The sequence below is a fragment of the Streptomyces sp. NPDC017448 genome, assembly GCF_044330565.1.
In the GTDB taxonomy this organism is placed as follows: domain Bacteria; phylum Actinomycetota; class Actinomycetes; order Streptomycetales; family Streptomycetaceae; genus Streptomyces.
The window spans coordinates 454263-471195 of the sequence record NZ_JBIRLM010000002.1; the positions used below are offsets into that span (position 1 = coordinate 454263).

The 16933-nt window shown below is 74.1% G+C and carries 15 protein-coding genes; 5 read left to right on the forward strand and 10 right to left on the reverse strand.

From position 1 onward, the window contains the following. Nucleotides 1-99 precede the first annotated feature (99 nt). The gene (locus ACH4K1_RS06630) at nt 100-1056 is read right to left on the reverse strand and encodes a hypothetical protein (RefSeq protein ID WP_398087241.1); all 957 of its coding nucleotides are present in this window, start codon (nt 1054-1056) and stop codon (nt 100-102) included. A gap of 154 nt (nt 1057-1210) precedes the next feature. Here ACH4K1_RS06630 and ACH4K1_RS06635 point away from each other — a divergent pair, with 154 nt between their 5' ends. Further along, nucleotides 1211-1435, forward strand: coding sequence for a hypothetical protein (locus tag ACH4K1_RS06635; RefSeq protein ID WP_398087242.1), 225 nt, complete (start codon nt 1211-1213; stop codon nt 1433-1435). Between the two features lie 111 nt (nt 1436-1546). Here ACH4K1_RS06635 and ACH4K1_RS06640 read toward each other — a convergent pair whose 3' ends face one another. Then, nucleotides 1547-2362 (reverse strand): helix-turn-helix domain-containing protein, encoded by an 816-nt coding sequence (locus tag ACH4K1_RS06640; RefSeq protein ID WP_398087243.1) that lies wholly within the window; start codon nt 2360-2362, stop codon nt 1547-1549. 114 nt (nt 2363-2476) lie between these two features. Here ACH4K1_RS06640 and ACH4K1_RS06645 point away from each other — a divergent pair, with 114 nt between their 5' ends. Then, entirely contained in the window at nt 2477-2908 is a 432-nt protein-coding gene (locus tag ACH4K1_RS06645; RefSeq protein WP_398087244.1) for a hypothetical protein, read from the forward strand. An 82-nt stretch (nt 2909-2990) separates the two neighbouring features. On the opposite strand, the gene ACH4K1_RS06650 is transcribed toward ACH4K1_RS06645, so the two are convergent. Then, nucleotides 2991-4334, reverse strand: a complete 1344-nt coding sequence (locus ACH4K1_RS06650; RefSeq protein WP_398087245.1) for a PLP-dependent aminotransferase family protein — start codon at nt 4332-4334, stop codon at nt 2991-2993. 175 nt (nt 4335-4509) lie between these two features. On the opposite strand from ACH4K1_RS06650, the gene ACH4K1_RS06655 reads away from it, so the two are divergent. Beyond that, nucleotides 4510-5157 (forward strand): LysE family translocator, encoded by a 648-nt coding sequence (locus tag ACH4K1_RS06655; protein ID WP_398087246.1) that lies wholly within the window; start codon nt 4510-4512, stop codon nt 5155-5157. Nucleotides 5158-5168: 11 nt separating this feature from the next. On the opposite strand, the gene ACH4K1_RS06660 is transcribed toward ACH4K1_RS06655, so the two are convergent. After that, a complete protein-coding gene (locus ACH4K1_RS06660) occupies nt 5169-6227 on the reverse strand; it encodes a VWA domain-containing protein (protein ID WP_398087247.1) in 1059 nt (352 codons plus the stop codon). 157 nt (nt 6228-6384) lie between these two features. Beyond that, nucleotides 6385-8640: a M9 family metallopeptidase gene (locus ACH4K1_RS06665; RefSeq protein ID WP_398087466.1), complete on the reverse strand. Its 2256-nt coding sequence runs from the start codon at nt 8638-8640 to the stop codon at nt 6385-6387. Nucleotides 8641-9251: 611 nt separating this feature from the next. Between ACH4K1_RS06665 and ACH4K1_RS06670 the strand changes: the two genes are divergently transcribed. After that, nucleotides 9252-9962 carry a GntR family transcriptional regulator gene (locus ACH4K1_RS06670; RefSeq protein WP_073767357.1) on the forward strand — a complete coding sequence of 237 codons (711 nt, stop codon included), beginning with the start codon at nt 9252-9254 and terminating at the stop codon, nt 9960-9962. A gap of 93 nt (nt 9963-10055) precedes the next feature. Here ACH4K1_RS06670 and ACH4K1_RS06675 read toward each other — a convergent pair whose 3' ends face one another. The 5 genes from ACH4K1_RS06675 to ACH4K1_RS06695 all read right to left on the reverse strand — a co-directional run bounded on the left by ACH4K1_RS06675 (nt 10056) and on the right by ACH4K1_RS06695 (nt 15013). Continuing rightward, nucleotides 10056-11057 carry a proline racemase family protein gene (locus ACH4K1_RS06675; RefSeq protein ID WP_398087248.1) on the reverse strand — a complete coding sequence of 334 codons (1002 nt, stop codon included), beginning with the start codon at nt 11055-11057 and terminating at the stop codon, nt 10056-10058. Nucleotide 11058: 1 nt separating this feature from the next. Further along, the gene (locus tag ACH4K1_RS06680) at nt 11059-11982 is read right to left on the reverse strand and encodes a dihydrodipicolinate synthase family protein (RefSeq protein ID WP_398087249.1); all 924 of its coding nucleotides are present in this window, start codon (nt 11980-11982) and stop codon (nt 11059-11061) included. Between the two features lie 13 nt (nt 11983-11995). Beyond that, nucleotides 11996-13432 (reverse strand): FAD-dependent oxidoreductase, encoded by a 1437-nt coding sequence (locus tag ACH4K1_RS06685; RefSeq protein WP_398087251.1) that lies wholly within the window; start codon nt 13430-13432, stop codon nt 11996-11998. 163 nt (nt 13433-13595) lie between these two features. Continuing rightward, the gene (locus ACH4K1_RS06690) at nt 13596-13856 is read right to left on the reverse strand and encodes a (2Fe-2S)-binding protein (protein WP_398087252.1); all 261 of its coding nucleotides are present in this window, start codon (nt 13854-13856) and stop codon (nt 13596-13598) included. Beyond that, nucleotides 13853-15013 carry an NAD(P)/FAD-dependent oxidoreductase gene (locus ACH4K1_RS06695; RefSeq protein ID WP_398087254.1) on the reverse strand — a complete coding sequence of 387 codons (1161 nt, stop codon included), beginning with the start codon at nt 15011-15013 and terminating at the stop codon, nt 13853-13855. Before ACH4K1_RS06695 ends, ACH4K1_RS06690 begins: the two co-directional genes overlap by 4 nt. 145 nt (nt 15014-15158) lie before the next feature. Between ACH4K1_RS06695 and ACH4K1_RS06700 the strand changes: the two genes are divergently transcribed. After that, nucleotides 15159-16856 (forward strand): aldehyde dehydrogenase (NADP(+)), encoded by a 1698-nt coding sequence (locus ACH4K1_RS06700; protein WP_398087256.1) that lies wholly within the window; start codon nt 15159-15161, stop codon nt 16854-16856. Nucleotides 16857-16933: the final 77 nt, after the last annotated feature.

Here is a 16933-nt window from a genome sequence, read left to right on the forward strand (position 1 = left end):
CTGCCGTGCACCGGCCCCCCTTTCCCGGCTCCGGGCCCAGGCTCGCCACTCTCCGGGAGTGGACGGCCTCCTCCCTGCCGACCGGGGCCCGCGCCGGGTTCAGTGGCCGTGGCCGACGGACTCCCCGTCCTGCGGTACGGACTTTTCGGGAGACGCGCCTCCGGCGTGGACGGTGAACGCGGCGGTACGGACCTTTCCCTCGTGCCGGAAGTCGAGGAAGAGCCGGTAGGCCCCCTTGCTCGGGGCCGTCGCGGTGAAGGAGACCTCGGGGCCGGGCTCCGTCCGCCCGTCGCCCGGTTCGCCGTTCGGGTGGACGTGGAGGTAGGCCAGGTCGCCGGCGCGGAGCGCGACGAGGTGGCCGTAGGCGCCGAGGTGGGGCTGGAGGTCGGTGACCGGCCTGCCGTCCTTCTCGACCTGGAGCTTGAGTTCACTGCCCGCCCCGGGGCGCAGGGCCCCGTCGAGCGTCACCTCGTACCCGTCGACGGCCACCGTCCGCTCGGCGTCCGGCAGCGGCTCGGGGCGGGCGTCGCCCGCTACGGCGAGGTCCGCGCCCAGCGTGACGCCCTCGGCGTTCTCCGCGTCCGGGGTGAAGTCGGCGAAGACCCGGTAGCCGCCCGCCCCGGGCAGCTCGACGGGGGCGGACCAGGTGCCGTCGGCGGCCCGCACGGGGTGCAGGTGCCGGTAGGTGGCGAGGTCGCTCGACGCCACGATCAGGTGCAGTTCCTTGCCGTGCTCGCGGCGGAACGCGGTCACCTTGCGGGAGGTGTCCTCGTCCACGACGGAGAAGCGCAGTTCGGCGGGGACGCCCGCCTCGATGCGCGGGGTGTCGAGGTCGAGCGTGAAGCCGTCCTGAGAGATCTGCAGGCCGCCGGGAAGCTCCGGGGACTCCCCCGCGCCCCCCTCCTTCGCCGGGCGCTCCTTCTCGGCGTGGGCGTCCTGGTGGGCCGGCTCCTTCGGTGCGGCGGCGGGCTCCGTCGCCCCGCCCACCGCGTACGCCGACCCGAAGACCGCCGCGAGCCCCGCGGCGAAGGCCGTGATCTTGAGACCGGTCTGCATGTCCCACTCCCTCGTCAGGGCCGCCGGGTCGCGACCACCCCTCCACGATACCCCCCAGGGGTATGAAGTCAACCGGCGACAGCCTTGCGCCGCCTCAGCGGGGACGGGATAATGGGCCGTCGGTCCGGTGGGGCACGGGGGGAGTTGGGGGCTCATGGGGACGTTCGCCGCATTGGTGGCGGTCATCGGCGCGGTGGCCGCGTGGTGCGCGATGGTGTTGATCCGACGCGGACGTCGGGGCCCCACCGAGAACACGGACGGGCTGCTGATCGAACAGGCGGCCCGGCTGCGGGCCCAGCAACTGCGGAGCGAAGGACGGGACTTCCGCGCCCACCCGTACGCCAAGGGGAGCTCCGACCCCGGCCTGCCCCGCTACTGACGCCCCGCGGGCCGCGGCCCCCTGGGCGGGCGTTGGTCCACCCCGGACGAGGTTCCGGACCACGGTCGGGGGCTCACCGCTCCCGCCCGGCCACGGACCGGGAGCGTACGGTCAGCGGCCCTCGCCGCTCATCGCCGCCAGGGTGCGCAGCAGGGCGTCCGTGCGCTCGTCCATCGGGAAGAACGACTCCACCGCCAGCTCCGACAGGGTCACGTCGGCCGGGGCCCCGAAGGTGGCGATCGTGCTGAAGAACGCCATGTCGCCGAGGGGCGTACGGATGCGCAGCGGGACGACGATGCCGGCCGGGTCCACCGGGCCCGGGTCGGCGTCGAGGCCCGGTGGAGCGGGGTAGGCGGACATCTCCTCGTACAGCTCCCGCAGCCCCCGGTGGCCGGTGGTGTCGGCCTGGTGTCGCAGCCGGCCGAGGGCGTGGGCGCGGACCTGGGCGAAGTTCAGGCACTGGGGGGCGAGCCCCTGCGGGTGGAGGATCAGCCGCATCACGTTGCCGCCCGATTCCGTCAGGTGCGGTGGCACGGCGCTCATGAGCAGGGACATGGCGCCATTGCGGTCGACGATGTTCCACATCCGGTCGATCGCGGCGGCCGGGTAGGGCTCGTGACCGGCGAGCATCGCCCTGATGGCGGAGCGGACCATGGCCATCGGCTCGCTGCCGAACGGCGACTCCCGGTAGGCGGGTGCGTAACCGGCCGCCAGCAGGAGGCCGTTGCGGTCCCGCAGCGGGATGTCGAGGTGCTCGGCGAGCCGCAGGAGAAGCTCGCGGCTCGGTCGGGCGCGCCCGGTCTCCACACAGGAGAGGTGCCGGGTCGAGGAGTCCGCCCGCAGGGCCAGTTCGAGCTGGCTGAGCTTGCGGCGGCGGCGCCACTCCCGAAGCAACGGGCCTACGCGGGAAGGCTCCTGGGTCTCCATCCCCCCACCGTACCCAGGCCGCCGCGCCCCGCGTTCTTGACCTGGGAGGTCATGGAGTTCCGCCGTCCCCGCCTGGCACGGTGTCACCGATCCGCCGAACGAAGGAGACACGTGATGTCGTACACCCTCGCCCCGACCGCGGCGGCCTCCGTCGCGGACGCCGCCCGCTTCCTCCGTCTGGTCCTGCGCGTGGACAGCGTCAGCACCGCCGTGATGGGTCTCGTACTGGTCGCCGCCGCCGCGCCCCTGGCCTCCCTGACCGGGGTGCCGGTGGCTTTCGCGGTGGCCTTCGGGATCTTCCAGCTCGGCGGGGCGGCCTGCCTCGCCCTGATCGCGGGCTACCCGGTGATCCCGCCCGCCCTGGCCAGGACCGTCGTCGCGGTCAACGCCGTGTGCGCGGTGGGCTGCCTGGCGACGGCCTTCGCCGACTTCGTGCCGCTCAACGACGCCGGGGTGGTGTTCCTGCTGATCGGCTCAGGGATCGTGGGGGTCTACACCGCGCTCCAGTACACAGGGCTGCGGCGGATGACCGCCGGGACGGCCTGAGCGGCCGCCCCCGGAGCGGGGCCCGGTCCGGCCGAACGCGTCGGCCGGGCCGGGAAGGACCGGCGGGCGGGCGACGCGCCGCTCAGTCCCCCGCCAGGTCGTCCGGCGCGGTCCGGGCGAGGTCGGCGAGGGTGGCGAGGGACCGGGAGAGCACGTCCCGGGTGGGCGACGCCAGCCCCAGGCGGACCGCGTGCGGGCCGCTCCGGCGGCCGACGCGGAACGCGGCGGCCGGGGTCACCGCGATGCCGTGCCGCGCGGCGGCGGCGACGAAGGTGTCGGCGCGCCAGGGTGCGGGCAGCTCCCACCACCGGTAGTACGAGCAGGGGGCGCCGCTCGTGCGGAAGTCGCCGAGGTGGCGCTGCGCGATCCCCTGCCGCGCCTGCGCCTCCCGCCGCTTGGCCCGTACGAGGGTGGCCACGGCCCCGTCCGCCTGCCAGCGCGCCATCGCCTCCAGGGGGAACCGCATGGGCGTCCACCCACCGGAGCGCAGGGCCCCCGCGACCCGGCCCGCCAGCGCGGCGGGGGCCACCGCGAAGCCGAGGGTCAGCCCCGGGGAGAGCCGCTTGGAGAGGCTGTCCACGAGGACGGTCCGCTCGGGGGCGCGGGAGGCGAGGGACGGCAGGTCGTCCCGGAGGAAGGCCCAGACGGCGTCCTCGACCGCGGGGATCCCGGAGGCCAGGAGGACGTCGGCCAGGTGGTCGAGCCGCCGTGCGGACATGGTGCGGGAGAGCGGGTTGTGGAGGACCGGCTGCACGTAGACGGCGTGCAGGGGTTCGGCGCGGTGCGCCTCCTCCACCGCTTCGGGGACCAGTCCGTCCTCGTCCACGGCCAAGGGCACGAGGATGACGCCGAGCCGGGCGGCGATGGCCTTCAGCACCGGATAGGTGAACTCCTCCACGCCCAGCCGGGCGCCCGGCCGGGTCAGTGCGGCGACGGCGGCGGAGACGGCCTGCCGGCCGTTCCCGGCGAACAGGACGTCCCCCGGGTCGGGCCGCCCGCCGCCGCGCGCGAGGAGCGCCGCCGCGGCCTCGCGCGCGGCGGGGGTGCCGGCGGGCCCTATGGGGTGGAGGACCGACTCCAGTCGGCCGGGGTGCACCAGATGCTCCAGACCGGCGGCGAGCAGCGCGGCCTGTTCGGGGACGACGGGGTGGTTCAGCTCCAGGTCGACGCGGCCGGCGGAGGGCTCGGACAGGGCGGGCGCGGGGGCGGGCGCCCCCGGCCTCTCGGTGACGAACGTGCCGCGGCCGACCCGGCCGACGGTGAGGCCCCTGCGGGCGAGCTCCTGGTAGACGCGGGCGGCGGTGGAGTCGGCGATGGCGTGGAGCCGGGCGAACTCCCGCTGCGGGAGCAGCCGTTGCCCGGGCGCGAGCCGCCCGCTCGCGATCTCCCGCGCCACGGCGTCCGCGACGGACCGGAAGTCCTTCATGGGCCCCCTCCCCTGGTGAACGGAACGGCATCGAAGCACAACATTGCACCGAGTGCAATGTCCGCTATTGAACCGATCCGGACGACGGATCTAGCCTTTGATCGCACCGAGCAGGTCGGTCGGTGCGCAGGGCGCCGGACCGTCCGGCTCTCGGTGAACAGAGCGGTGGACGTGCGTGGTCGAGCTGAGCGGGGCGGTGGGGGTCGCGCTGGTCGCCCTGGGCATGGTCCTCACCCCGGGGCCGAACATGATCTACCTCGTCTCCCGGAGCATCACCCAGGGACGGCGGGCGGGAGTGGTCTCCCTGGGCGGGGTGGCCGTGGGCTTCCTGGTCTATCTGGTGGCCGCGAACCTCGGCCTGTCCGCGGTCTTCCTCGCGGTGCCCGAGCTGTACGTGGCGGTGAAGCTGGCCGGGGCCGCCTATCTCGCCCGTCTGGCCTGGTCCGCTCTGAGGCCCGGCGGCGTCTCCGTCTTCGCACCCGCCGATCTGCCGCAGGACTCCTCGCGCAGACTGTTCGCGATGGGGCTGACGACGAATCTGCTCAACCCGAAGATCGCCGTCATGTACCTCTCCCTCATCCCCCAGTTCATCAGCCTGGAGAAGGGAGACGTGCTGCTCCAGGGGCTGGTGCTGGGGTCCGTCCAGATCGCGGTGGCCCTCGCCGTCAACCTGGGCATCGTGCTGGCCGCCGGGGCCGTCGCGGTCTTCCTCGCCCGCCGCCCCTCCTGGCTCCGCGCCCAGCGCCTTCTCATGGGCACCGTCCTGGGCGCGCTCGCGGTGTCGGTGGCGGCGGACACCTCCGCCCCGGCCGCTCCGGGCTGAACGCCCCCGGGTCAGAGCATGACGAGCAGGCGGGTGCCGGCCTTGAGCTTCCTGTTCACCGAGCGGCTCTGCACGTACACCTCCAGCTTGGGGTTGGTGCCGGCCTTCACCGAGACGGTCCCGCGCACACCTGTGCCGAACAGGAGGTTGCGCGCCGCCTCGCCGGTGTAGGCGCGGTCGGTGTCCTTCTCGACGACGATGACCTCCTTGTCGGGCTGCACCTGGACGCGGGTGCCCAACTGGTAGTAGCAGGAGCCGCGTTCGTAGGTGACGCCCGGGTGCGAGTCGACGAAGGCGCGGATCTCCGCCTCCTTGTCGACCTTCAGCAGGCGGTACTTGTCGGCCGGGACCGGTTCGAGGGTGGCCCGCACGTCGGCCACCGATATGTCCTGTCCGACGGCGAACAGGTTCTTCGTGCCGCGCACGCCCTGCTCGCGGCCGCGCAGGAAGCTGGTGGCGGCGGCCCGCACGGTGCCGATCGCGTCCTCGACGCCCTTCTGGGAGTCGGCGTCCCAGATGGCGATGTTGCCGGCGGGGAAGCCGTAGTTCTGGGCGGTGCGCTTCGCCAGGGAGTTCGGGACGAGGATCGCGGAGGTCCAGTGGCCCGGCAGCCCGCCCATCTTCGCGGTGATCCGGTCGAGCCAGGGCCCGAGGATGGTCATGTCGCCGTCGTGCCGCCGGTCGCCGCCGGAGGCGTTCTCCTCGCCGTCCGTCACGACGATCTGGAGGAAGCTGTGCTCGCCGTACTCCTCCCAGATGTGCCCCAGGTCGTCCAGGGACTTCAGGGACGCCTCGATGAGGGCCGTCGCGCCGTTGTTGACCTTGTAGAGCCCTCGCATGGACGGAAGGTGCTTCACGTCCATGTCCCAGACCAGGTTCTCCACCCGGTGGTCGAAGGAGTAGAGGCTGATCCGGGTCTCGTGGCCGAGGCTGTCCGACTCCGCCTTCAGCCCCGCCACGAACTCGTCCACGACGCGGATCAGCTGACCCTGGTGCTGGTACATGGAACCGGAGGCGTCCACGACCAGAGCGACGTGATTAACCTTGTGCTGGATCCTGTTGGCGGACATGGTTGGGCTCCTTCTCCGGTGCTCCCCGAGTGATGTTTCGACTGTATGGGGAGGCACTGACAGCGGAGCCCGACCGTTTCCCGCCGGACCGGCGCACGGCCGGACCGGGGCCCGCGCCAGTGGCGCGGGCCCCGGCGGAAGGGGGCGGAACCTCCGGTCAGTAGGCGGTGGTGAGGGCCGCTCCGCCGAACGCGGCGGCGGCGTACAGGCTGATGTAGTTCGCGCCGGCGCGCGGGTTGCTGATCGTCAGCGTGTGGGAGTTGCCGGAGCCGGTGGCGCGCTGGGCGGAGGCGGTGGTGGCCCACCCCGCGTCGCTGTAGTAGAGGTCGGCGTCGCCGGTGCCGCCGCTGACGGTGATCGTCAACTGCCGGGTGCCGGCCGGGACGTACAGGTAGTGGTAGGAGTAGTCGCCCTTGGCGGCGGAGAGGTTGCTGCGGCGGCAGTTCTCGCCCAGCACCCGGATGTCGGGGTCGGTGCATTCGGCGACGGCGCCGTCGCCGCTCCCGCAGTCACCGGCGGCGCACCCGGCCAGCCAGGTCCGGAAGTCGCCGTCGTAACGGGTGCCGACGGTGCTGGTGAGGTAGGTCCGTGCGGCGGCCCACTGCCCGGTGCGGTAGTGGCCGAGCACCCTGTCCATGTCGGCGGGGTGCTTCTCCAGCATGTACCGCACGGCGAGGTAGCCCCAGCGGTACACCCGTGTGGTGTCGTGGCTGTAGTCGGTGCCGAACAGCGTGCTCAGGGCGTAGGTGCCCTTGCCGGCCTCGGTCATCGCCGCGGTGTAGGGCTCGCCCCGGTAGTGGTAGGAGATGTACTCCGCGAAGCCCTCGACCCACCAGACGGTGGGGGTGGACATGTTCTCGGTGAAGTCGCCGTGCATGGTGAAGCGGCCGTCGAGGTAGTGCGTGTACTCGTGGTTGAGGTTCCAGATGTGGAAGTCCGGCCGCAGCCACTCGGCCTCGTAGGCGATGAAGCGGGCCTGGTTGCCCGCGGCGGCGGGGTCGCCCTCCAGGTACATGCCGCCGTTGTTGGTGTCGATCCCGTACATCGCCCCGGCGTACGTCTGGTAGTCGGCGCTGGAGTCGTAGGCGATGACCTCGATGGAGGCGTTGTTGTCGCCGGCGACCGGGCCGTCGTCCTTGGCGATCCGGTGGAAGTACGCGTCCTGCTGGATGAGGCTGGCGCAGCCGGCGTTCAGTTCGGCGGAGGTCATCTGCTGGGCGAGGATGCGAATGCTGGGGCTGCAGGTGTGGCGGACCGGCAGCACCTCGCGCTTGAGCCGTTCCTGGAGGTCGCAGACCCCGTAGGCGGCGCAGTTCGCCTTGTCGTAGTAGTCGGCCATCTCCGCCACGCCCACCCAGAGCGGGGCGGTCGGGCCGGTGAGAGAGGTCTTGCGCAGCAGGTCGGCGGCGAGCGGGCGCGCCTTGGCCCGCAGGCTCTCGTGCTGGAGGAAGCGGCCCAGCTCCCGTCCGGCGTTGGAGGTCAGGTACGCGTGGTCGCCGTCGAGCAGGGGGAGGTGGGCGGAGGCGAAGCGGTGCAGGGAGTCGAGGAGGCTCGGGTCCGCCTCGACGGCACTGACGAACGCGGGTACCTGGTGGCCCCGGAAGGTCACCGTGTAGACGTTGTTGACCGCGGCGAGCATCCGGGAGAAGCCGCTCCAGGAGGACGTGTAGTCCGCCAGCAGCCGCTTGACGACGTAAAGGTAGCGGGCGTTCTCCTGAGCGCTGTCGATCAGGATGACCGCCTCGGAGAGCGTCTCCCCGTTCCCGTCGGTGACGTCGCGCGAACGGGGACTGGCGAAGAAGCCGTCGAGGCCCGAGCGGACGGCGGTCCGCAGGGTGCTCCCGTACGGTCCGACGACGTCCGGGTTGTACCACTGCACGTAGTAGCCGGCCCGGAGGTAGAGCACGAGTTGCGGGGTGCCGGTGCTGCCGTCGCCCGGGTAGGAGGCGGCGGCGTCGCGCAGCGCGTAGGCCACGGTGGCCATCTGGGCCTCGCGGAAGGCCAGGCGGGCGTCCTCGCCGGTCAGGCCGAACAGGGTGTTCACGCAGTCGACGGTGGACGCCTTGATCTGCCGCACGAGTTCGGCCCCGGTGCGACCGGTGAAGTCGGCGGGGTCGCACGCGGCGGCGGCCTCGGCCGAGGCCTTCCCGCCCGCCTTCCGCTCCGTGGGGGCGGCGTGGTCGCCGTACGCCTCTCTGAGAGGCGTCTTGTCGGCGCTCACCGGAGGTATCCGGGACGCCTCCAGTCGGTCCTCGGCCTGGTGGTCGGCGCCCGGGTCCGCGAACTGCTGTGCCTGAGGCGCGAGTTCGTCGGACGCGGCGGGCCGGGACGGCTGCGACGCGGTAGGGGCCGTGGCTGCCGAGGGGGAGTTCGGCTGCGCCTGGGCCGGCTGCGTGAGCAGCCCGAGGCCCATCGCCCCGGCCAGGGCCAGGGGCAGAACGGCGCCCACACCTCGGCGGACGAGTGTGGTTCTCACGTTGTTTCCTCCCATGAGGGGGTCGGAGGCACGCGGGTGCGTGACCGATGGGATGGAGGGCGCGGGCCGGGGGGTGCACTCACAGCCGTGCCGGCGCCGGACGGAAGGGAGCCCCGCCCGCGCTTGACATGCTCACGCCCTGTGCAATGTACAATGGCACAGGTCACACACCACAAGGAAGGCCCTGACTCCAATCCGCTGCAGCCCCCTGGTGAACACCGCGCGAATGGCGGGCTGTCGACTCCGCCCCCTCGGCGGCCCGAAGCGCGTCCGGGCCGCCGGGAAGCCCTCAGCCCGCTTCGGGGAAGCGGCGGGTCACCGCGCGCGACGGGCCCGCCGCCCGGAGCGACGCCCGGGCGCGGAGGCGGGCCGGTCGGCCGCACCCCTCCTCCCTGAGGCCGGTCTCGACGATGCGGCCCGGCCACTCCACCGCCGCCCGCCCGCAGACCCGCTTCACGGCGGAGAGGCCGTGGGCGAGGAGGACGGCGCACTGCGCAACGTGACATTGTATAGTGCGGTGACAAATCGCCGAAGGGGAACGGGAACGCATGAGTGAGCTGAAGTCCCGCAAACTCATCTCGGTGCAGGAGCACCTGCGCGACCAGGTGGCCAACGCGCTGCGGGCCGCGCTGATAGCGGGAGAGCTCCAGCCCGGCGTGATCTACTCCGCTCCCGCCCTCGCCGCCGAGTACGGCGTCTCCGCCACCCCCGTGCGCGAGGCCATGCTCGACCTGGCCCGGGAGGGCCTCGTCGAGGCCGTGCGCAACAAGGGGTTCCGCGTCACCGAGTTGTCCGAGCGCGACCTGGACGAGTACACGGAGATCCGCGCCCTCGTCGAGATCCCCACCATCGGCCGCGTGACCCGCACCGCCTCCCGTGAGCAACTGGAGGCCCTGCGCCCGGTGGCCGAGGAGATCGTGGCCGCCGCGCAGCGGGGCGACCTGATCGGCTACCTGGAGTCGGACCGCCGCTTCCACCTCGACCTGCTCGCCCTCGCGGGGAACGCGCGCCTCGTCGAGACGGTGGCCGACCTGCGCAAGCGCTCCCGGCTGTACGGGCTCACCGACCTGTCCCAGGAAGGGTCGCTGGAGGGTTCGGCACGGGAGCACACCGTCCTGCTGGACATCATGATCGCGGGCGACGCGGAGGCGGCCGAGGAACACATGCGCCGCCACCTCGCCCACGTCAGGACCCTGTGGGCGGCCCGGAAGGAACAGGCCGACCGCGCGGCCCCGTCCCGCAGGCTCGGCGCGCGCTGAGGCGGAAGCCGGCCGAGCGGCGCAGGGGCCGGCGCGGCGTCCGGACGGCCCGGAGCCCGCGCGAGGCGGCAGCCTCGCCCAGGGGCGCGGCGGTCACACAGTGAACCCCCCCGGATAGGGGTCCGCGGGATCGAGCAGGTACTGCGCGGTCCCGGTGATCCAGGCGCGGCCGGTGACGGAGGGCAGGACGGCGGGGCGTCCGCCGACCGTGGTCTCCGCCAGGAGCCGGCCGGTGAAGCGGGAGCCGATGAAGGACTCGTTGACGAAGTCCTGCCCGGTCTTCAGCAGCCCCCGCGCGTGCAGTTGGGCCATCCGGGCACTGGTTCCCGTCCCGCAGGGCGAGCGGTCGAACCACCCGGGGTGGATCGCCATGGCGTGCCGCGAGCGCTCGGCGGTGGAGCCGGGCGCCTCCAGGTAGACGTGGTGGCAGACGTCGATGGCGGGGTCCTCCGGATGCGCCACCGGGTTCTGCTCGTTGATCGCGGCCATGATGCCCAGGCCGGCGTCGAGCAGCCGTCCCTTCTCGGACCGGTCGAAGGGGATGCCGAGGTCGTCGGTGCGGACGATGGCGTAGAAGTTGCCGCCGTACGCGATGTCGTAGCGGACCGGACCGAACCCCGCCACCTCCACGACCTGGTCCAGCGCGTGGCTGTAGGAGGCGACGTTCTCCAGGGTGACGGATTCGGCGCGCCCGTCGCGCACGGCGACCCGTGCGGTGACGAGACCGGCGGGGGTGTCGAGGCGGATGAGGGTCTCCGGCTCGACCGCCTCCACCATGCCCGTCTCCACGAGGACCGTCGCCACGCCGATGGTGCCGTGGCCGCACATGGGCAGACAGCCGGAGACCTCGATGAACAGCACGCCGAAGTCGGCGTCCGGCCGGGTCGGGGGTTGGAGGATCGCGCCGGACATGGACGCGTGCCCGCGCGGTTCGCACATCAGCAGGGTGCGCAGACCGTCGCGATCCGCCATGAACCGCTCCCGCCGCTCGGCCATGGTCGTACCCGGCAGGACGCCCACCCCACCGGTGACCACCCGCGTCGGCATCCCCTCGGTGTGCGAGTCGACCGCGTGGTAGCAGACCTGCGAGCGCACGTCAGTTGACCCCCGCGTCGATGAGGGACCGGGTGGCGGACCGTACGACGGCCTCGTTCTCCGGGCTCAGGGGCCGCCGGGGCGGGCGGCAGACGCCGCCGGTCCTGCCGATCATGTCCTGGCCGAGCTTGATCGCCTGGATGAACTCGGTCCTGCTGTCCCAGCGCAGCACGGGGTGGAGCTTGCGGTAGAGCGGCAGCGCCGTGTCGAGATCGCCGGCCAGCGAGGCGTGGTAGAGGTCGAGGCAGGCGCGCGGGAAGACCTGGGGGTAGCCGGCGACCCAGCCCTTGGCGCCGGCGACGGCGACCTCCAGGAGAGTGTCGTCGGTGCCGACGATGAGGTCGAGGCCGGGGGCGAGCTCGTTGATGGCGTAGCAGCGGCGTACGTCGCCGGAGAACTCCTTCACGCCCACGATGAACCCTTCGGCGTGCAGCTTGGCCAGCAGCTCCGGGCGCAGGTCGACCTTGGTGTCGACGGGGTTGTTGTAGGCGGTGACGGGGAGCCCGGCGGAGGCCACCGCCGCGAAGTGCTCCAGCACGGCGCGGTCGTCGGCCCGGTAGGCGTTGGGCGGCAGGCACATGACGGCCTGGCAGCCGGCGTCCTTGGCGAACTGCGCGTGTCTTTTCGCCTCGATCGCGCCGTACGCCCCGACACCCGGCATGACGGTGAAGCCCTCGGGCGCGTGCGCGACGGCGGTCTCCACGACGCGGTCGCGCTCCTCGTACGCCAGGGTCTGGTACTCGCCCAGCGAGCCGTTCGGGGCGACGCCGTGCAGCCCTTGGTCGGCCAGCCAGGCGACGTTGTCCCCGTAGGCCCCGTAATCGACGGCGAGGTTCCGGTCGAACGGAAGGCCGGTCGCAACGATGACGCCGTGCCAGGGCAGGCGGGTGCGGCCGGTGGCGTCCGTGCGGTTCGTGCTTTCCATGGGATCGGTCTCCTCAGTCGGATGTGATCGGACGGGTGCGGTCGGAAGGAGGCTCGGCGGCATCGGCGAGCGCGCCGAGGGTGAGGGGGGTGGCGATCAGCCGTTCCGCGGGGACGTACGGCTGGTCGCGGGCGGCGACGAGGCCGTGCACGGCGGGTCCGCACATCCGGCCCTGGCACCAGCCCATGCCGGCCCGGGTGAGCTGTTTGACCTGTCGGTGGTCGGATGCGGGGCCCTCGGCGCGGGCGGTGCGGACGGCTCCGGCGGTGACCTCCTCGCACCGGCAGACCGTGGTGTCGTCGGTCAGCCAGGCGGGCCAGGCCGGGGGCAGGGGGTGGGCCTGCGCCATGGCCCGGGCGAAGGCGCGGTGCCGGGCCACCCTCCGGCGCGCGGCGGCCGGGCGCCGGTGGTCCGGCCGCCCCGGGGCGGCGAGGTCGGCAAGGACCGAAACGGCGGCCAGGCGGCCCTCGGCCACGGCGAGGGCGGCGCCGCCCACTCCGCAGGTCTCGCCCGCCGTGTACACCCCGGGCACCGTGGTGCGCTGCCCGTCGTCGACGGTGGCGGCCGTGGTGCCGTCGCCCGCGTCGACGAGGTCGCAGCCGAGCGGGAGCAGCAGGTCGAGCTGGGGGACGAAGCCCCAGCCGACGCCCACGGTGTCGGCCTCGATCCGGCGCTCCGAGCCCGGGAGCGGACGGCCCCGGCCATCCAGGGCCGCGGTCCGCACGACGGCGACCCGGCCCTCCCCCTCGGCGGCGACGACGGCGGTGCGGGTGCGGACCGGAACCCGGTGGCGGGCGAGTACGGCCGCGTACCCTGCGGCCTCGGCCCACTTGGCGGGGTGGCGCAGCAGCGGTACGGGCCGGCGCAGCCAGGCCGAGGGCGCGGCCGCCTCGCACACGGCGGCGACCTCGGCCCCGCGGGCGGCGAGGGCGGCGGCGACCGGGAGCAGGAAGGGCCCGGTGCCGCCGAGGACCACCCGGCGGCCGGCGAGGACTCCCCCGCCCTTGAGCAGCGCCTGGAGCCCCCCGACGGTCAGCACGCCCGGCAGGTCCCAGCCGGGGAAAGGGAGTTGGCGGTCGTAGGCGCCGGTCGCGACCAGCAGGGCCGGGGCGCGCAGGACGACGGCCCGCTCCTCGGGCGGGCAGGAGCGGTCCACGCCGTGGACGGCGAAGCCGTGTTCCTCGCGGACGGCGGTCCATACATGATGGTTCATCAACTGGCTGAGCGACCCGGCGAGTTGATGGGTGGAGAGGGTCGCTCGGAGGGTGCGGTAGGCCGTCAACCCGTGGTGCAGGTCGGCGGTGGGGATGGCGCCGCGGGCGCGCTCCGGGGGGTGGCGCCAGAACTGGCCGCCGGGGGCGGCGCCGGAGTCGAGGAGGGCGACCCTCAGCCCGCCGTCCAGGGCGGTGGCGGCAGCGGCCATCCCCGCGGGGCCGGCGCCGACGACCACGAGGTCCAGGGGTTCGGCGGGCGCCGCGGGACCACCAGGCCCCTGCGTCGCAGTGGGTTCGCGATGCCCGGGCGGCCCTTCGGGTGCGCGAGACCCGGAGGGCCCGGACGACCCGGGCGGTCCGGACGGCTCCGGCACCCCGTCCACCGCGCGTTTCCAGGGCTCACGCATCATCGCCCTCCCCCGTCGTGACGGCCATCCCCACGCGGGCCTGCACCAGGCAGGCGCGCTGTCCTCCCGTGCCGTCGACGGTCACGAGGCAGTCGTAACAGACGCCGATGCCGCAGAAGACCCCGCGGGGCCGCCCGCCCCGGGTGGTCCGCCAGGCGATCCGGCCCGAGGCGACGAGCGCGGCGGCCAGGGTCTGTCCCGGGACGAACGGCAACGGCTCGCCGTCCACGGTGAACGCGGTCACTGCGGTCACGTCGGCACACCTCCGGTGGTGAGGAATCGGTCGGGCAGCAGCCCGGGGTGGGCGGCCGGATCGGCGCCGCGCCACGGGCGGCCGAGCAGATGGGCGGTGACGAGGGCGCCGGTCCCGGGGGCGAGGCCGAGGCCGGCGCCCTCGTGGCCGCACGCGTGGAGGACGCCCGGGACGCGGGGGTCGGGGCCGACGACCGGCAGATGGTCCGGGCAGTACGGCCGGAAGCCCCGGTAGGCGCGGATGAGGTGGACACCGCGCAGGAACGGGAAGAGGCGGCACGCCTGGGCGGCGAGCACGGCCACCACGGCCGGGTTCATGGTGGTGTCGAAGCCGACGCGTTCGCGGCTGGCGCCGATCAGGACGGTGCCCGCGCGGGTTCCCTCGACGACGCAGGAGGTCTCCAGCCCCGCCTCGCCGGAGGCGACGTTGGCGACGTAGTCGGCGGAGTAGACCTTGTGCCGGATCATCGGCGGCAGGGGCTCGGTGACGAGGACGAAGCCCCGGCGCGGGAGGATCTCGACGGGGGCGCCGAGCCGGCGGCCGACCTCGCCGCCCCAGACCCCCGCGGCGTTGACCACCGCGTCGGCGGCCAGCACGGCGCCGTCCGCGAGGCGTACTCCGGTGATCCGGCCCCCGGCTCCGGTGACGGCGGCGACGGCCTCTCCGGTGTGGGACCGGGCGCCCCGCCGGACGGCGGTCCGCAGCAGGGCGGCCGCCGCGAGGACGGGCTGGACCTGGGCGTCCTGCGGGTAGTGGACGCCGCCGGGGAGGCCGGGCGCGCTGTGCGGTTCGAGGTCGGCGGGGCGGTCGACGCGTACGGTACGGACACCGGCCGCCGCCTGGCGCTCCGCGAACGCGTGCAGGGCCGCGAGGGATGCGGGCGCAGTGGCGACGACCAGCCCGCCCTTCGCCTCCCACTCGATCGCGGACGCGCCGACTTCTTCGCCCGCCTCGTCCCACAGCCTGCGGCTGAGCCGGGCCAGCTCCAGCTCCGGTCCGGGCTCCTTGTCGGAGAGGAGGATGTTGCCCTCCCCCCGGCTCGTCGTCCCCGCCCCGACGGGCCCCCGGTCGAGGACCGTGACGTCGAGACCCGCGGAAGCGGCGTGGAACGCGCAGGCGGCGCCCACGATGCCCGCGCCGACGACGATGACTTTCACGCCCGCCCCCTAGTGCAATGTCACATGCCATTGCTTAGGCTATACATCCGGACGACCCGAGGACAACGCCGCCGCCCGGACGACTTCCACCGGGCACCCGACGACCGCGCGCCGCCCACCGGCGGGCCCAGGGAGACGCAGAACCGTGCACCCGACCCAAGAACCGCCCCGGTCCGACGACCGGCCCCCGACCGGCGACTCCCCGTCGACCGGGCCCACTTCACCCGCCGCCGGACCGCGCCCCGGTCCGGCGCCGGCAGGCAGCCCCCGGCTCGCCCCCGCGCCCCTCAGCGGGCATTCACTCCTGGCCGGACGCGAGGCCCCCGGCGCCGGGGACGCCTGGCACGCGGTCGCCGCCGCCTCCGGCGAACCCTTCGGCCCTCCCCACCGCGACGCCTCGGCGGCCCAGGTGGCCGAGGCGGCCCGGCTGGCCGCGGCGGACGCCCGCGCCTACCGCGCCCTGCCGCCGGCGCGCCGGGCGGCCTTCCTCGACGCCTGCGCGGAGGAGATCGAGGCGCTGGGCGACACCCTGGTGGAGCTGGCCGCCCGGGAGACCGGACTGCCCCCCGCCCGGCTGACCGGCGAACGAGCGCGCACCTGTGGGCAGTTGCGGCTCTTCGCCGACCTCGTCAGGAGCGGTTCGGCGCTCGGCGCCCGCATCGCGACCGGGCCCTCGGGCACGGACGTACGGCTCCGGCGCATCGCTCTCGGCCCGGTGGCCGTCTTCGGCGCGTCCAACTTCCCGCTGGCGTTCTCGGTCGCGGGCGGCGACACCGCGTCCGCCCTGGCCGCCGGCTGCCCCGTGGTGGTCAAGGCGCACCCCGCGCACCCGGGCACCTGCGAGGCGGTGGCCCGCGCGGTCACGGCGGCCGCCGCGCGCACCGGGATGCCTTCCGGCGTGTTCTCCCTGCTGGTGGGCCGGGGCCACGACGTCGGACTCGCCCTGGTCCGCGACCCGCGGATCGCGGCGGTGGGCTTCACCGGCTCCCGGGCGGGCGGGCTGGCCCTGGTCGCCGCCGCGCAGGCCCGGCCCGTACCCGTCCCGGTCCACGCGGAGATGTCCGCGGTCAACCCGGTGATCATGCTCGACGGGGCCCTCGCCGCGCCGGAGGAGACGGCCGCGGCGTACGTGGCGTCGCTGACCGGCGGCGCGGGCCAGTTCTGCACCAACCCCGGCCTCCTGCTGCTGCCGGCAGGAAAAGCGGGCGACGGCTTCCTCGCGCAGGCGGCCCAAACGCTCAGCACCGCGCAGGGCCAGGTCATGCTCGCTCCGGCGGTCGCCCGGGCGTACACGGAGGGGGTACGCCGCTGGGGGGCCGTGCCCGGCGTACGCGAGGCGGCCCGGGGCACGGCGGGCCCCGGGCCCCACGCACCGGCCCCCGTGCTCATGGAATGCGACGCGGAGACGTACACCGCGCACGAGGCGCTCACCGGCGAGGTCTTCGGCCCGGCGGGACTCGTCGTGCGCTGGTCCGGTACGCCGGAACTCACCGCGCTCCTGGAGGGGTTGGAGGGACAGCTCACGGCCACCCTGCACGCGACGGAGGCCGACCGGTCGACGGCGCTGGAACTGCTGCCGGTCCTGGAGGAGCGGGCGGGCCGCGTCCTGTGGGGCGGCTGGCCCACCGGCGTGGAGGTCTGCCACGCGACGGTGCACGGAGGCCCGTGGCCCGCGACGAACTCCCCCGGCACCACGAGCGTCGGCGCACTCGCGATCGAGCGCTGGCTGCGCCCGGTCTGCTACCAATCCTTCCCCGACGCCCTCCTGCCCCCCGAACTCCGCGCCGACGACCCGTTCCGGACGCCCCGCCTGACCGGGCCGGGGTTCACGCCGGAAACCTGAACCCGGTCAGGCCGGCCCCGCCGTCGCGGAGCCGGCGGGGAATCGCAGGGCAGGGTTCGGTTTCCCTCACCCCTGGA

Coding starts and splice junctions, on each gene's coding strand:
- ACH4K1_RS06665 (WP_398087466.1), bottom strand. CDS start 8,640: ATGGGCCTCGGGCTGCTCACGCAGCCGGCCCAGGCGCAGCCGAACTCC.
- ACH4K1_RS06640 (WP_398087243.1), bottom strand. CDS start 2,362: ATGGAGACCCAGGAGCCTTCCCGCGTAGGCCCGTTGCTTCGGGAGTGG.
- ACH4K1_RS06670 (WP_073767357.1), top strand. CDS start 9,252: ATGAGTGAGCTGAAGTCCCGCAAACTCATCTCGGTGCAGGAGCACCTG.
- ACH4K1_RS06660 (WP_398087247.1), bottom strand. CDS start 6,227: ATGTCCGCCAACAGGATCCAGCACAAGGTTAATCACGTCGCTCTGGTC.
- ACH4K1_RS06645 (WP_398087244.1), top strand. CDS start 2,477: ATGTCGTACACCCTCGCCCCGACCGCGGCGGCCTCCGTCGCGGACGCC.
- ACH4K1_RS06635 (WP_398087242.1), top strand. CDS start 1,211: ATGGGGACGTTCGCCGCATTGGTGGCGGTCATCGGCGCGGTGGCCGCG.
- ACH4K1_RS06680 (WP_398087249.1), bottom strand. CDS start 11,982: ATGGAAAGCACGAACCGCACGGACGCCACCGGCCGCACCCGCCTGCCC.
- ACH4K1_RS06650 (WP_398087245.1), bottom strand. CDS start 4,334: ATGAAGGACTTCCGGTCCGTCGCGGACGCCGTGGCGCGGGAGATCGCG.
- ACH4K1_RS06630 (WP_398087241.1), bottom strand. CDS start 1,056: ATGCAGACCGGTCTCAAGATCACGGCCTTCGCCGCGGGGCTCGCGGCG.